Below are 13,437 nucleotides of genomic sequence, written 5' to 3' on the forward strand. Positions count from 1 at the left end.
CCTAGACGCCCGCCCGAATGACTACGACTGCCCTTATCGTGGCCGCCGGCAGAGGCGAGCGCTTGGGCGTGGGCGTGCCCAAGCAATTCCTGTCGATCGCCGGCAAGCCTGTCCTTCGCTGGGCGGTCGAGTCTCTGATCCGTCATCGCGCGGTGCGATCCGTCCGGGTCGTGATCGGACGTGGCCAGGAAGACGTCGCTGCCTCCGCCCTCGCGGGGCTCGACGTCGGCGCGTTGATCCCCGGCGGTGCGGAGCGCGCGGATTCCGTCCGTGCCGGCCTTGCCGCGATTGCCGGTGACGCGGTGCTCGTCCACGACGCCGCCCGGCCATTCTGTCCACCGGAAGTCGTCGATCGGTTGCTGGCGCCATTGGAATTCTACGAAGGCGCGGCGCCGGTGCTCCCGGTTGGGGACACCCTGGCGCGGATCGGTGAAGAGCTCGGCGAGCCGGTGGACCGGACCGGCCTGGTCCGCGTCCAAACCCCCCAGGCGTTCCGCCTCGATGCACTGCGCGCCGCCTACGACCGCTGGACGGGCGATTCCCCGATCGACGAAACCACGGTCGCTCGTGCCGCCGGAATGCGGGTGGCCACGGTCGAGGGCGACCCGGCACTCGAAAAGATCACCACATCCGCCGACTTCGCGCGCGCCGAGCAATGGCTGGCAGGCAGGCTCACGCCGCGTACCGGCATGGGCTTCGATGTCCACGCCTTCGCCGGCGAAGGGCCGCTTATGCTCGGCGGCGTCGCCGTTCCGCACGACCGCGGACTCGCCGGGCACAGTGACGCGGATGTGGTGCTCCATGCGATTGCCGATGCCCTGCTCGGCGCCGGCGGGCTCGGCGACATCGGCGAGCACTTCCCGCCCTCGGATCCACAGTGGAAGGGCGCATCGTCAGACCGTTTCCTCGCTCACGCGGTCGAGTTGCTGCAAGCGAAGGGAGCAATCCTCGATCATATGGATTGTACGATCATCGCGGAGGAACCGAAGGTGGGGCCATATCGCGCCGCAATGCGGGCACGGATCGCCGAGATCGCCGGCCTCCGCCTCGATCAGGTCAGCGTCAAGGCGACAACCACCGAGGGGCTCGGCTTCACCGGCCGGCGCGAAGGCATAGCCGCTCAGGCGGTGGCCAGTATCCGTTTGGGGTGGCCGGCGTGAAGGACACGCTCCTCCCCGACATCCTGGTCGACAAGGCGCGCGAGGTGGTCGAGGCCAATATCAAGGCTGGCCGCCGCGTGACCGTCGCCGAAAGCTGCACCGGCGGCCTGGTCAGCGCGGCGATCACGGAAATCCCGGGATCGTCGGAGATGTTCGAGGCCGGCTACGTGACCTATTCCAACGCCGCCAAGATCCATGAGCTCAAGGTCAGCTCGGAAGTGGTGGAAACCTTCGGCGCGGTGAGCGTCGCCACCGCCTGGGCGATGGCGCGGGGCGCCCTTGCCGCTTCCGACGCCGATATCGCGGTCGCGATCACCGGAATTGCCGGGCCCGGCGGCGGAAGCCCGTCCAAGCCGGTCGGAACCGTCGTCTTTGCAACGGCGGAGCGCGAAGCGGATCCGGCGAAGATCGTCGCCGACCAGAAGTTCTTCGACGAGAAGACCCGCTCGGGCGTCCGGCTTCAGGCCGCGCTTTGCGCGCTCGATCTGCTGATGCCGTAGAGCGCCGCCGCGCGCTGCTCAAAGGCCGCGGTCATGCGCCTCAGCGCGCGGTCGAACATCGCACCGGCGAGAGTCTCGAACAACCGCGACTTGAACGCGAAGTCGACCGAGAAATGGACTTCGGTCCCGGCGTCGGCCGCGCGGTCGAACCGCCATTCGTTGTGCAGATACTTGAGCGGACCCTCGATGTAATCGACGCAGATACGGGTCGGCCGCTCCTTCCTTACCCGGCTGGTGAAGCGCTCTTTGAAGGCGTTGAAGCCGACCACGAGGTCGGCGATCGTCTCGGCTTCGCTCGACGAGCGGACCCGCACCGCGACCACCCAGGGCAGGAACTCGTCATAGCGAGCGACATCCGACACGAGGTCGAACAGCTGCTCAGGCGTGTAGGGTAAGTGCTTGGTCTCGCTGTGGCGCGGCATCAGCCGTTCAAACGCTCCAGTTGCGCCAGCCGCGCCGCACGCATCTTCTGGAAGTCGTCGCCGGCGTGATAGCTCGAGCGGGTCAGCGGCGACGCCGCGACCAGCAGGAAGCCCTTGGCGCGGGCGATCGCGGCATAAGCGTCGAACGCTTGCGGGGTCACGAATTCCTCGACCTTCGCATGACGCGGCGTCGGCTGGAGATACTGGCCCATGGTCAGAAAATCGACGCCGGCCGAGCGCATGTCGTCCATGACCTGGTGGACTTCGAGCCGTTGCTCGCCGAGCCCGACCATGGCGCCGGACTTGGTGAAGATGTGCGGCGCCTGCCGCTTGACGCTCTCGAGCAGGCGAAGCGAGGCATAATAGCGCGCGCCGGGCCGGATCGTCGGATAGAGGCGCGGCACGGTCTCGAGATTGTGATTGTAGACGTCGGGCCCGGCCTCGACGATCCGCTCGACCGGCGCCTCGCTCTTGTTGCGGAAGTCGGGAGTCAGGATTTCGATCGTCGTCGACGGCGTGTTGCGCCGCAACGCCTCGATCACCTTCACGAACTGGGACGCGCCGCCGTCGGGCAGATCGTCACGGTCGACGGAGGTGACCACGATATGCTCGAGGCCGAGCTCGGCGGCCGCGGTCGCGACATGCTCGGGCTCGAGCGGATCGACTGCGCGCGGCATGCCCGTCTTGACGTTGCAGAAAGCGCACGCCCGCGTGCAGGTGTCGCCGAGGATCATCACCGTCGCATGCTTCTTGGTCCAGCATTCGCCGATGTTCGGGCAGGCCGCTTCCTCGCACACCGTGGCCAGGTTGAGCTCACGCATCAGCCGACGGGTCGCGTGATAGCCTTCGCTGACGGGGGCTTTGACCCGAATCCAGTCAGGCTTGCGTTGCCTGGGCACTGCGGCTGGTGCGTTCATGGCGGCCAGATAGCGATTGCGCTCACGCCTTGCCACCCCTGCCCTCATGCCGCTAGCCGCACGCCATGCCCTATCTCGACGAGTTGATCGAAGGCTACCACCGGTTCCGCGCTACCGACTGGGCGCGCGAGCGTGAACGCTGGTCCGACCTCGCCGAGGGACAAAGCCCGAAGGTGATGATCCTCGCCTGCGCCGACAGCCGGGTCGATCCCGCTCACATTTTCGACGCCCGGCCCGGAGAAATGTTCGTCACCCGGAATATCGCCGCTCTGGCTCCGCCGTACGAGACCAGCAGCGGCTTTCACGGTGTGTCGGCAGCGCTCGAGTTTGCGGTCACCCAGCTCGAAGTCGGCGAGATCCTCGTCATGGGCCACGGCCTGTGTGGCGGCTGCGCGGCCGCGCTGACCGGCCAGTTCGACAATACGGAGCCGGGCGAAGGCCATTTCATCGCCGATTGGGTGCGGATGTTGAGCGAAGCGCGGGACGACATCCGCGCGCGCCATTCCGAGCTGGGCCAGGAAGCATTTCTCGAGATGGAGCGCGAGGCGGTCAAGGTCAGCCTCGCCAACCTGCGCACCTTCCCGTGGATCGCGGAACGCGAACAAGCCGGCAGCCTCAAGCTGCACGGCGCGCATTTTTCGATCTCGGAGGGTCGTCTGTACATGCTCGACGAGGCGGAAGGAGACTTCCGCCCCGTCTAAACAAGCTCAAAAGTGGGCGTTAAACGCCTGTACTAGCAACGAATGTCGTAGCTGTAGTGCGGCTGGCCGTATTGATCGACGTAGTAACAATAGCCGCGGGTATCGCGGTAATATTGCCGGCCCTTGACCGTCGCGCCGAGCACGCCGCCGAGAATCGCACCGGCGATCGCGCCCTGGCCGACACTGACGCCCGGAATCACGGCCCCGGCAATGCCGCCAGCAACAGCACCGCCGATGGCACCCGTGGCGACCCGCCGGCCTTGGCTGTCGTACGTGTAGCCTTGGTTGTAGCCGTTGTTGTAATAGGGGCTACCGTAATAGCCGTTATTGTAGCCATAGCCGTTGTTATAGCCATATGGGCTCGTGGCGCAGCCGGCCGCCGACACGCTCGCCGCGGTCAGAGCTGCAAGTGCTAGTTTCCTCATCATTCCGTCCCTTCCAACTGGCCCCCAGCTTCCGCGATGATAAGCGCTGAGGCGGCGTTTCGTTCCCGCACTGACCGTGAACGGTTCAGGAACGTAATGACGTTTCCCGGTCGATTGTGGCCAATCCGCGTTACTGCGATAGAGAGGCGGAAAAGGAGTCGGAATGCGGGACCGAACGGAGCAGGAAGCCAATATCGCGCTCCTGATCGATGCCGACAACGCCAGCCCCGAGCATCTCGACGAAGTGCTCCTCGTTCTTGGTGAGCTCGGTACGATCAACATTCGCCGCGCCTACGGCAATTGGGAAAAAGCCAGCCTCAAGGGATGGAGCGCCCTGTCGAGCTCGCATTCGATTATCCAGATGCAGCAGCGCGATGTGGTGAAGGGCAAGAGCGCGACGGACATGAAGATGACCATCGACGCCATGGACCTGCTGTATCGCGGCAATGTCGACGGCTTCGGCATCATGTCGTCCGACAGCGACTTCTTGCCCCTGGCGCAGCGCATCCGCGAGGACGGGCTGCAGGTTTACGGCTTCGGCACGGCCAAGACGCCTCTCTCCTTCCAGCAGGCCTGCTCGCGCTTTTACGACGTTGGCGCACTTGCCCTCGATGACGACGGCCAGCTCGAGCAGCCGGTGCTCGCCAAGGGTCAGCGCCCGGTCGATCCGGAACTGCTCCAGGTCCTCGGCTCGGCGTACAAGGCATCGAAGCGCGACGAGGAGGGCTATACGTCGCTGTCGGAGCTTGGCCAACGCGCCAAGGCGGTGTCGAGCTTCGCCGCCCGCAATTTCGGCTACACGCGCCTGTCAGACCTCATCAAGGCCGTGCCCAATTTCGAGGTCAAGGGCGGCGAAGACGGCACCTTGCTGGTCAAGCGACTGCGCTAACGAAATTCGAACGGGGTTGTTGTGCGCAGGCCACAGATCGAACCTTTTGACGTCAAGGCGGAACCGGGGCCTCGCCCGCCTGTTCTGACGACTAACCTAAATTAGGCTCACCCCGACATGCTCGTGACTACGAAGCCCGAAGAGATTCTCGAAACGGCGCTCGACGCCCTCGCCAGCCAAGCCGATTGGCAGGCGGTGCTCGATGAGCTCCCGGCGCCGATCTACACGACCGATACCGAAGGCGCCGTGACTTACTGGAACCGCGCCTGCGTCGACCTCGCCGGCCGCGAGCCGCAGCTTGGGCAGGACCGATGGTGCGTCACCTGGCGCATTTATTCCACGACCGGGGAGCGGGTACCCCACGACCAATGCCCGATGGCCCAGGCGATCCGCGAGGAGCGCGTCATCCGCGACGCCGTCGCCATCGCCGAGCGGCCCGACGGCAGCCGCATCGCCTTCCGTCCCTATCCAACGCCCCTGTTCGATATTGAGGGCAACATCACCGGCGCGATCAACATGCTCGTCGATATCACCGACGAGCAAACCGACGTGCTCCATGACCAGGCGGAACGCTGCCGCCGTCTCGCCAGCGCACTCTATAGCCGCGAGAGCAACGTCGTCCTCGAGCATATGGCCGAGTGCTTCGAGCGCACCGCGGCCGACCTAAAGGCCGACAACGACAGCTAGCGGCCGCGCTTCTTCGAACCGACTAAAGCAGTTCGAGATCGACGGTGACCTCGTGGCCTGCCGCGATTCCAGCCTTGCGACGCACCTCCTTCTTGATCGGAAGCAGATAGCCGCCGCTGTTCAGCGGGAACACCGATGTGCGCCAAATAACGCCACCGATGTTCGCCTCGACGCGCACCGAGCCGAAACCGCGGCGGCTGCCGAAGGCATGGGCGCGGATTTCATCCGACTGTTCCTCGGGAACGGTGATGAAATGCCAGCGGCCCGCGCCCTCGCCTTTCCAGATCCAGACCGGCGAGGTGACGGTGATCACGGCTTCTTCTGCCAGTCATATTGCGCGATCCGCCGGCCAGCCGCACTGTCGTCGATCAGCTGCGCCAGGCGTTTAGCACGGGTCTCGTCACGCTTGGCGCTTGTGATCCAATGGAGAACGGTCTTGCGATACCCCCGTGGCCGCTTCTCCCAATCAGCCCAGGCGGCTGTGTTCTTCTTGAAGGTCATCTCCTCAGCCGAAGTCAGCTCCTTTTGCTCGTTTTCGTAGGAGTAGAGCCCGGTCTTGGCCTTATTCTCCTCGTAGGCGCGCTCGCCCGCTGACGTCATGAGGCCATCGGCTGTCAGCGCCTCGAAGCGCTCGACATTGACCTTGCTCCAGATGCTGCCCTTGCGGCGAGGCGTGAAGCGGATCGTGTAGGCGTAGTCGCCGAGCGATTTGCGCAGTCCGTCGATCCACCCGAAACACAAGGCCTGGTCGCGCGCCTGCGGCCAGTCGACCGACGGCTTGCCGCTGCCCTTCTTCCAGAAGCCGACGAGCAGCTCCGGGGCGTGCTGATGATTGGCCTCGAGCCAGCGGCAAAAGTCCGCTTCGGTTGCGAAGAATGTCGGTTCCGGCATCGCGGATGCACCGTGGCAGCGGTTGACGCGGGGTCAAGCCGAGGCGAGGCTTGGCCGAGTGAATACAACCTCCCGCTCCCGTGCGCAGCGCCATCAAATATGGCTGGAACAGATCGACACGGTCCTGCGCGCCCAAGGGATGGCGCGAGCTGCGCCGCTCGCGCTTCAGGCGCTGGCCGACGGGGTGGAGCACCCGACCCTGCTGAACCTCGCGGCGTCGGTTCGTTTCGGCGAAGGCCGATTCGACGAAGCGGCGGCACTGCTCAGGCGGGCACGGGCCCTGGCTCCCAGGGACCCGCACATATTGAACAGCCTCGGAATATGCCTGAACACACTAGGGCAGCCGGAAGCGGCGCTGCAGGCCTTCGACGCCGCGCTTGGTCTCGACCCGGCGATGGCGGTTGCCCACTTCAACCGCGGCACCGCGCTTGAGGGGATCAGCCAGATCAATGAGGCGAGAGCGAGCCACGAACGCGCGGCCGCGCTGGACCACAGCTACATCGACCCGCTGGCCAGGCTCGCATGGCTCGACGTGGAAGCGGGCGATGCGGCTTCGGCGCGGGCGCATGGGGAACGCGCGCTCGCTCTCTCGCCATCGAGCCACGTCGCCCAGATGGCGCTCGCTTTTGCCGATGTTCAGCAACGCCAGCTCGCCGCTGCCGAACAGCGTCTATCGAAGCTGGATCAAGACCCCGGCATCACCTCGGTAAACCGGTCGATCGTGCTTGGGCTCATCGCAGATCTCCGCGACGCCGAGGACCGGCGCGCGGAAGCGTTCGCGGCCTATCAGGCGTCCAATGCGCAACTGAAAGCGGTTTATGAGCCGCAATACGCGGCGCCGGCGACGGAAACGGCGCTTGGCCGCGTGCGGCGGCTGGCATCCTGGTTCGAAGCGGCCGATCCCGAACCCTGGAAGGAAGCGCCGATCGCCCGGCCCCGCGCATCCGATCCCAAAGTGCATGTCTTCCTCGTGGGGTTCCCACGCTCGGGCACCACTCTGCTCGACAACGTGCTTGCCGCCCATCCCGACGTCGTCAGCCTCGAGGAAAAAGATTGTCTCGAGCCCGCGCTCGCGACCTTTCTCAACTCGAACGAGGGCACGGAACGACTGGCGCACATCGGCTCCGGCGACGCCCTGCGGCAGCGTGACTCCTATTGGTCCAAGGTTCGCAGCTTCGGCATCGAGCCGCGCGGCCGAGTGTTCATCGACAAGCTGCCGCTCGCCAGCGTTTACCTGCCGGTGATTGCAAAGCTGTTCCCGAATGCCCGGATCTTGTTTGCCCGGCGCGATCCGCGCGACGTCGTACTCAGCTGCTTCCGCCGCCGGTTCGGGATGAACCCGTCGATGTACCAGCTGCTGACCCTCGAAGGCGCCGCCGAATTCTACGACGCCGTGATGCAGCTGTCCGAGCTGTATCGGCGTATCCTTCCCTTGCCGCAGCATGTCGTGCGTTACGAAAGCCTGGTCGGGGACTTCGAGGGCACAACCCGCGCCGCGTGCGACTTTCTCGGTCTCGAATGGGACGAGGCAATGCGCGATTTCGCCGCCAAGGCGCGAGCCCGCGGAATCTCCACCCCCAGCGCAGCGCAGGTCGCCCGCGGCCTCAACCGCGAAGGCCAAGGCACCTGGCGCCGCTACCGGGAGCAGATGGCGCCGGTGCTGCCGCTGCTCGAACCATGGGTCGAACACTTCGGTTACGCTACCTCGTAAGCTTCCGATAAGTCATCCGGTGCGGGCGCGTCGCTTCCTCGCCCAAGCGCCGGACCTTGTCTTCCTCATAGGCCTCGAAATTGCCCTCGAACCATGCGACCTGGGCGTCGCCTTCGAAGGCCAGGATGTGGGTCGCGAGGCGGTCGAGGAAGAAGCGGTCGTGGCTGATGACCACGGCGCAGCCGGCGAAATTTTCGATCGCTTCCTCCAGCGCCCCCAGGGTCTCGACGTCGAGGTCGTTGGTCGGCTCGTCCAATAGGAGCACGTTGCCGCCGCGCTTCAGCATCTTGGCGATGTTGACGCGGTTGCGCTCGCCGCCCGACAGCTTGCCGACGTTCTTCTGCTGGTCCTGGCCCTTGAAGTTGAAGGCGCCGACATAGGCCCGGGTCGACTGGTCGTGGCCGTTGACCTTCATGTAGTCGAGCCCGTCGGAGATCTCCTCCCAGACGTTCTTCGAACCATCGAGATGGTCGCGGCTCTGGTCGACGTAGCCGAGATGCACGGTGGGCCCGATATCGATCTCACCCGAATCCGGCTTCTCTTGGCCGGTGATGATTTTGAACAGGGTCGACTTGCCGGCGCCGTTGGGGCCGATCACTCCGACGATGCCGCCGGGCGGCAAAGTGAAGGAAAGATTCTCGAACAGCAGCTTGTCGCCATAGGCCTTGGTGACGCCGTTGAGCTCGATGACCTTGCCGCCGAGCCGTTCGGGGACCTGGATGAGGATTTCCGACTTGCCCGGAACGTATTTTTCCTGCGCGGCAACGAGTTGGTCGAACTTGGCGATCCGCGCCTTCGACTTGGTCTGGCGGGCCTTCGCGCCCTGCCGGATCCACTCGAGCTCGTGCCGAATTGCCGTCTGGCGCCCGGATTCCTCGCGCTCTTCCTGCTCGAGACGCTTGCCCTTCTTCTCGAGGTAGGTCGAGTAATTGCCCTCGTACGGGAAGTATTTGCCGCGATCGAGCTCGAGGATCCAGCTCACCACATTGTCGAGGAAATAGCGGTCGTGGGTGATCATCAGCACCGCGCCGGCATATTCCTTCAAGTGATTTTCGAGCCACTGCACGCTTTCGGCGTCGAGGTGGTTGGTCGGCTCGTCGAGCAGCAGGATCGAGGGCTTCTGGATGAGCAGGCGAGTCAGCGCGATGCGCCGCTTCTCGCCGCCCGACAGGCTCTCGACCGACCAGTCCGAAGGCGGGCAGCGCAGCGCCTCCATCGCGACCTCGAGCTGGTTGTCGAGAGTCCAGCCGTCGACCGCGTCGATCTTGCCCTGGAGGTCGCCCATCTCCTCCATCAGCGCATCGAAATCGGTGTCGTCCTTGGGATCGCCCATCTCGGCCGAGATCGCGTTGAAGCGGTCGACCATGTCGGCGACCACGCGCGCGCCGTCCTTGACGTTCTCGAGCACGTTCTTGCTGGGGTCGAGCTGCGGCTCCTGCGGCAGGTAGCCGACGGTGATGTTCTCACCCGGCCACGCCTCGCCCAGATACTCCTTGTCGATGCCAGCCATGATCTTCATCAGCGTCGACTTGCCGGCGCCGTTGGGGCCGACGATGCCGATCTTGGCGCCATGGTAGAATTGCAGGTTGATGTGGTTGAGCACCGGCTTCTGAGCGCCGGGGAAGGACTTGGTCATGTCCTTCATGACAAAAGCATATTGGGCGGCCATGGGGTCGCGGATGTCCTTTCGATATGAGTGCTGGAGACTGGCCGCGCAGTTAGTGGACCGCGCGGGCTTTTTCTAGTCGCAGCATCGATCCGGGCAACCCTGAGGGTCAGTGACCTTTGTGGCCTGTCGCGGACTTGGCTCCAGCAATCGCGGTGGGCTTTGCTTCGATCCGCGCGATTTCATCGCTGGATGGCCAATGGTCCAATTGGGCACAGGCAGTCGATGCGTCACTCCGCTTGTTGGTCGCCAGGGACAGGTCGGTCAGGTACGCCCATACGCCCCTGCCCGTATCGGCCGGCGAGAATCCGAGTGAATCGATTCTTAGCGCGGCGGCCCTGCACAATGTCCACGCGGCATCGGTTGTCGCCTGTCCCGTTTCAGCGCTCAACAAAGTGTCGCGAGCCTGCTGGGCGCTACTGTCGCCGGTTATCGCCTGCTTCAACGTCTGGTCTTCCGTGACCCGGAAGTTCATGATTGCCGCCGCCGAATAATCGGACATCTGCCCATCACTGCTGCGAAGATCGAAGATAGAGTCGCCATTGAGTGGCTCGGCGTAGATCTCCCATCGCCCAAGCGGCTGCAAAACGTGCGCAGCGTTGGGAAACACATCGTTCGCCCAGGGCGCGTAAAGAGTCATCGTCGTCAGCGGGTTCGAAGAACCATCGAGCTGACTTTCCGTGTGCACCTGTTCCTGGATCGAGACGGTCAGCAAACCCTCGATCGTCCGGTCAATGAAATCGGCCGTCTGGTTGAACTGGTCCTTGTTGAGAGAGGTGACGAGCGCGCCGGTTGGGTTCAGCAATGTCGCCGCACGTTTCACGATGTCGATTGCAGTCCCCGCGGCGGAGATGTTGTAGTTGCGCGTCGAAGTGAAGGTGATGTCGAGCTTGACCGACTGATTGTCTCCGATCCGGAAGTAAGGGAGCAGAACCAGGTCATTGCCGACATCCGTGATCCACACGTCGCCAGACTTGCCACTGTCCCGCGTTACCGTGATCAATGGCTTGGATGAGCTAACTCCGAGCGGATTGACAGTGGCGCTGACTTTTAGCACCTTGCCAACCAGCTTCCGGGAGAACAGGCGCTTTACCCAACCGCGGCTCTCGGTACGGTAGTTGCGCCTCGAATTCGCATCGCCCGCATTTTGCGCACAGGTGACGAACCTGACGATGAGCCGCTCGTAACCGTCGCGATTGACTGGAAATTTGCTCGCGCCGCTAATAGCCGCAGCCCGCCCTTTTACACGCAAATGGACAAGCACGCCGTCGTTGACGTTTTCGATGAGCGACTGATCGCTGGCCTCCGCTGCACAGTTTGGATCAATCGAAGCAGTTTGCAGAGCAGCGAATGCGATGATTGTCGGAAATGGCATACTCGTCCCCCTACGCGGCTTCGACGGAAGCCAGGTCCGAGCAGGACAAAGTATGACTCCGATTTATTTCGGATTCAACTCCTTAGAATAACGATGGAAATTCCCCCCTAATCGCGTCCGACCATCGCCTCGGCATTGGCGAAGCGGTAATCGCGATACTGGTCGCGCAAATCCTTCTTCGACAGCTTGCCGGTCGCTGTGTGGGGCAGCGCCTCGACGAACTCGATGGCATCGGGAAGCCACCATTTGGCGACCTCGCCGGAGAGATAGTCGCGGATGTCCGCCTCGCTGACCTGGCCGACGTCGTCGCGGACGATCAGCAGCAACGGCCGCTCGTCCCATTTGGGATGGGGAATGCCGATCGCCGCGGCTTCGAGCACGCCCGGGCAGCCGACCGCGGCATTTTCGAGCTCGATCGAGCTGATCCATTCGCCGCCCGACTTGATCACGTCCTTGGCCCGATCGGTCAGACGCAAAGTGTTGTCGGGGTGAATGACCGCGATGTCGCCGGTGTCGAACCAATTGTCGGCATCGACGCAATCCTCGTCTTTCTTAAAGTAGCGGCGGACGACGGCCGCCCCCCGGGTCTGGAGGTGACCGGAACTTTGCCCGTCGCGGGGCTGGACCTTGCCTTCGTCGTCGACGATCCGCAGCTCGACCCCGAACAGCGAACGGCCGGGCCGCGACTGATAAGCGACCTGCTCATCCTCGCTCATCGCCTCCCAATTGGCCGGCGGCGCGCCGACGGTGCCGATCGGCGTCATCTCGGTCATGCCCCACAGATGGCGGACGCGGATCCCGCGCTTGCGGAACCAGCGGATGGTCGCGGGCGGCGCCGAGGAGCCGCCGACGATGATCGTGTGCAGCTTGCCGAGGCTGGCACCGTGGTCCTCGATGTGGTCGATCATGGTAATCCACACGGTCGGGACGCCCGCCGAATGGGTCACGCCCTCCTGCTCGTAGAGGCGGCAGATGTGCTCGGCCTGGTTGTCGGCGCAGACCACGAGCTTGAGCCCGGTGATGGCCGCCGCATAGGGCAGGCACCAGCTGTTGGCGTGGAACATCGGGACCACGGGCAGCATCACCGACTGGGCTGACAGGTCGAACACGTCGGGCGCGATGATCGACATCGCATGGAGCACGGTCGAACGATGCTCGTAGAGCACGCCCTTGGGGTTCCCGGTCGTCCCGCTGGTGTAGCAGAGGCCGCACGGGGCGCGTTCGTCGCCCTCGATCCAGCGATAGTCGCCGTCCTCGGCGCCGAGCCATCCGTCGAACTCACTCTCGAAGCAGATGTAATGCTCGACGGTGGTCAGTTGCGGCTTCAGGCGCTCGACCAGCTCCGCGAATGCCGCATCGTAGAGCAGGACGCGGTCCTCCGCGTGGTTGATGATGTAGCTCAGCTGACCGTCGAAGAGCCGTGGATTGAGCGTGTGCAGCACGCCCCCCGCTCCGACTACGCCGAACCAAGCGGCGAGGTGGCGATCATGGTTCATCGCCAGCGTGGCAACGCGATCGCCGGCGCGCACTCCGAGCCGTTCGAGCGCTTCGGCCATGCGCCGAGCGTCGTGAGCAAGGTCTTTCCAGTTGGTTCGAACGGTGGTTCCGTCGGTTCGGGCGGCGACGATTTCCCGGCTGCCGTGCTCGCGCTCGGCATGGTCCATCAACCGCATGATCCGCAGCGGAAAATCCTGCATCGCGCCCAACGACATCGGCGCCTCCCCTCTTGGAGCGCATCATGCCCGAAAAGGCGCGGCCGTTCTAGAAGGGCAGCTTGAACCCCGGCGGCAGCGGCAGGCTGCTCTGCATTTTCTGCATTTCCTCCGCCGCCGCCGCGTCGGCCTTCGCGCGGGCATCGTTGATCGCGGCAGCGACGAGGTCCTCCACCATCGTCTTTTCCGACGGCTGGAGCAGGCTCTCGTCCAGCTCGACGGCGAGAATGCGGCCCTTGGCGGTGGCGCGGATCTTCACCATTCCGCCGCCCGACGTACCCTCTACCTCGATCTTTTCGAGGGTGTCCTGGGCCTTCTGAAGCTCGTTCTGGGCGTTCTGCGCCATCTGCATGATGGAGTCGAAATCCGGCATTTCCGGCA

15 protein-coding genes are annotated in these 13,437 nt (G+C 64.2%); 6 read left to right on the top strand and 9 right to left on the bottom strand.

The features are described 5' to 3' along the window. Positions 1-17 precede the first annotated feature (17 nt). The gene (locus tag N539_RS0113365) at positions 18-1,160 is read left to right on the top strand and encodes a bifunctional 2-C-methyl-D-erythritol 4-phosphate cytidylyltransferase/2-C-methyl-D-erythritol 2,4-cyclodiphosphate synthase (protein ID WP_028970674.1); all 1,143 of its coding nucleotides are present in this window, start codon (positions 18-20) and stop codon (positions 1,158-1,160) included. Further along, on the top strand, positions 1,157-1,660 hold the full coding sequence (locus N539_RS0113370) for a CinA family protein (protein ID WP_028970675.1): 504 nt from the start codon (positions 1,157-1,159) through the stop codon (positions 1,658-1,660). The genes N539_RS0113365 and N539_RS0113370 overlap by 4 nt, the downstream gene beginning before the upstream one ends. Here the strand turns inward: N539_RS0113370 and N539_RS0113375 are convergent. Further along, positions 1,621-2,082, bottom strand: a complete 462-nt coding sequence (locus N539_RS0113375) for a type II toxin-antitoxin system RatA family toxin (RefSeq protein ID WP_028970676.1) — start codon at positions 2,080-2,082, stop codon at positions 1,621-1,623. The genes N539_RS0113370 and N539_RS0113375 overlap by 40 nt on opposite strands. Then, entirely contained in the window at positions 2,082-2,999 is a 918-nt protein-coding gene (gene lipA / locus N539_RS0113380; protein WP_028970677.1) for a lipoyl synthase, read from the bottom strand. The genes N539_RS0113375 and lipA overlap by 1 nt, the downstream gene beginning before the upstream one ends. 65 nt (positions 3,000-3,064) lie before the next feature. Between lipA and N539_RS0113385 the strand changes: the two genes are divergently transcribed. Next, entirely contained in the window at positions 3,065-3,700 is a 636-nt protein-coding gene (locus N539_RS0113385) for a carbonic anhydrase (RefSeq protein WP_028970678.1), read from the top strand. A gap of 32 nt (positions 3,701-3,732) precedes the next feature. Here N539_RS0113385 and N539_RS17975 read toward each other — a convergent pair whose 3' ends face one another. Beyond that, positions 3,733-4,125: a hypothetical protein gene (locus tag N539_RS17975; protein WP_156029957.1), complete on the bottom strand. Its 393-nt coding sequence runs from the start codon at positions 4,123-4,125 to the stop codon at positions 3,733-3,735. Between the two features lie 163 nt (positions 4,126-4,288). Here N539_RS17975 and N539_RS0113395 point away from each other — a divergent pair, with 163 nt between their 5' ends. Together N539_RS0113395 and N539_RS0113400 are read left to right on the top strand one after the other, a co-directional pair. Next, positions 4,289-5,014 (top strand): NYN domain-containing protein, encoded by a 726-nt coding sequence (locus N539_RS0113395; RefSeq protein WP_028970679.1) that lies wholly within the window; start codon positions 4,289-4,291, stop codon positions 5,012-5,014. Between the two features lie 117 nt (positions 5,015-5,131). Then, entirely contained in the window at positions 5,132-5,701 is a 570-nt protein-coding gene (locus tag N539_RS0113400; RefSeq protein ID WP_028970680.1) for a PAS domain-containing protein, read from the top strand. Positions 5,702-5,723: 22 nt separating this feature from the next. On the opposite strand, the gene N539_RS0113405 is transcribed toward N539_RS0113400, so the two are convergent. Both N539_RS0113405 and N539_RS0113410 read right to left on the bottom strand, forming a co-directional pair. Next, positions 5,724-6,014, bottom strand: coding sequence for a DUF1905 domain-containing protein (locus N539_RS0113405; RefSeq protein WP_028970681.1), 291 nt, complete (start codon positions 6,012-6,014; stop codon positions 5,724-5,726). Further along, positions 6,011-6,592 carry a YdeI/OmpD-associated family protein gene (locus N539_RS0113410; protein ID WP_028970682.1) on the bottom strand — a complete coding sequence of 194 codons (582 nt, stop codon included), beginning with the start codon at positions 6,590-6,592 and terminating at the stop codon, positions 6,011-6,013. The genes N539_RS0113405 and N539_RS0113410 overlap by 4 nt, the downstream gene beginning before the upstream one ends. A 58-nt stretch (positions 6,593-6,650) precedes the next feature. Here N539_RS0113410 and N539_RS17980 point away from each other — a divergent pair, with 58 nt between their 5' ends. Next, complete coding sequence (locus tag N539_RS17980; RefSeq protein WP_156029959.1) at positions 6,651-8,303, top strand: tetratricopeptide repeat-containing sulfotransferase family protein; 1,653 nt, start codon at positions 6,651-6,653, stop codon at positions 8,301-8,303. Here N539_RS17980 and ettA read toward each other — a convergent pair. The 4 genes from ettA to N539_RS0113435 form a co-directional block, all read right to left on the bottom strand. Further along, positions 8,293-9,972 carry an energy-dependent translational throttle protein EttA gene (gene ettA, locus N539_RS0113420; RefSeq protein ID WP_028970683.1) on the bottom strand — a complete coding sequence of 560 codons (1,680 nt, stop codon included), beginning with the start codon at positions 9,970-9,972 and terminating at the stop codon, positions 8,293-8,295. The genes N539_RS17980 and ettA overlap by 11 nt on opposite strands. Positions 9,973-10,078: 106 nt before the next feature. Beyond that, positions 10,079-11,344 carry a hypothetical protein gene (locus tag N539_RS0113425; RefSeq protein ID WP_028970684.1) on the bottom strand — a complete coding sequence of 422 codons (1,266 nt, stop codon included), beginning with the start codon at positions 11,342-11,344 and terminating at the stop codon, positions 10,079-10,081. A 107-nt stretch (positions 11,345-11,451) separates the two neighbouring features. After that, complete coding sequence (locus N539_RS0113430; protein WP_037552790.1) at positions 11,452-13,056, bottom strand: long-chain fatty acid--CoA ligase; 1,605 nt, start codon at positions 13,054-13,056, stop codon at positions 11,452-11,454. A 49-nt stretch (positions 13,057-13,105) separates the two neighbouring features. Next, the gene (locus N539_RS0113435; protein ID WP_028970686.1) at positions 13,106-13,429 is read right to left on the bottom strand and encodes a YbaB/EbfC family nucleoid-associated protein; all 324 of its coding nucleotides are present in this window, start codon (positions 13,427-13,429) and stop codon (positions 13,106-13,108) included. Positions 13,430-13,437: the final 8 nt, after the last annotated feature.

The sequence above is a fragment of the Sphingomonas sp. URHD0057 genome, assembly GCF_000620665.1.
GTDB lineage: Bacteria > Pseudomonadota > Alphaproteobacteria > Sphingomonadales > Sphingomonadaceae > Sphingomicrobium.

Coding starts and splice junctions, on each gene's coding strand:
- N539_RS0113365 (WP_028970674.1), top strand. CDS start 18: ATGACTACGACTGCCCTTATCGTGGCCGCCGGCAGAGGCGAGCGCTTG.
- N539_RS0113375 (WP_028970676.1), bottom strand. CDS start 2,082: ATGCCGCGCCACAGCGAGACCAAGCACTTACCCTACACGCCTGAGCAG.
- lipA (WP_028970677.1), bottom strand. CDS start 2,999: ATGAACGCACCAGCCGCAGTGCCCAGGCAACGCAAGCCTGACTGGATT.
- N539_RS0113385 (WP_028970678.1), top strand. CDS start 3,065: ATGCCCTATCTCGACGAGTTGATCGAAGGCTACCACCGGTTCCGCGCT.
- N539_RS17975 (WP_156029957.1), bottom strand. CDS start 4,125: ATGAGGAAACTAGCACTTGCAGCTCTGACCGCGGCGAGCGTGTCGGCG.
- N539_RS0113395 (WP_028970679.1), top strand. CDS start 4,289: ATGCGGGACCGAACGGAGCAGGAAGCCAATATCGCGCTCCTGATCGAT.
- N539_RS0113400 (WP_028970680.1), top strand. CDS start 5,132: ATGCTCGTGACTACGAAGCCCGAAGAGATTCTCGAAACGGCGCTCGAC.
- N539_RS0113410 (WP_028970682.1), bottom strand. CDS start 6,592: ATGCCGGAACCGACATTCTTCGCAACCGAAGCGGACTTTTGCCGCTGG.
- ettA (WP_028970683.1), bottom strand. CDS start 9,972: ATGGCCGCCCAATATGCTTTTGTCATGAAGGACATGACCAAGTCCTTC.
- N539_RS0113425 (WP_028970684.1), bottom strand. CDS start 11,344: ATGCCATTTCCGACAATCATCGCATTCGCTGCTCTGCAAACTGCTTCG.
- N539_RS0113430 (WP_037552790.1), bottom strand. CDS start 13,056: ATGTCGTTGGGCGCGATGCAGGATTTTCCGCTGCGGATCATGCGGTTG.
- N539_RS0113435 (WP_028970686.1), bottom strand. CDS start 13,429: ATGCCGGATTTCGACTCCATCATGCAGATGGCGCAGAACGCCCAGAAC.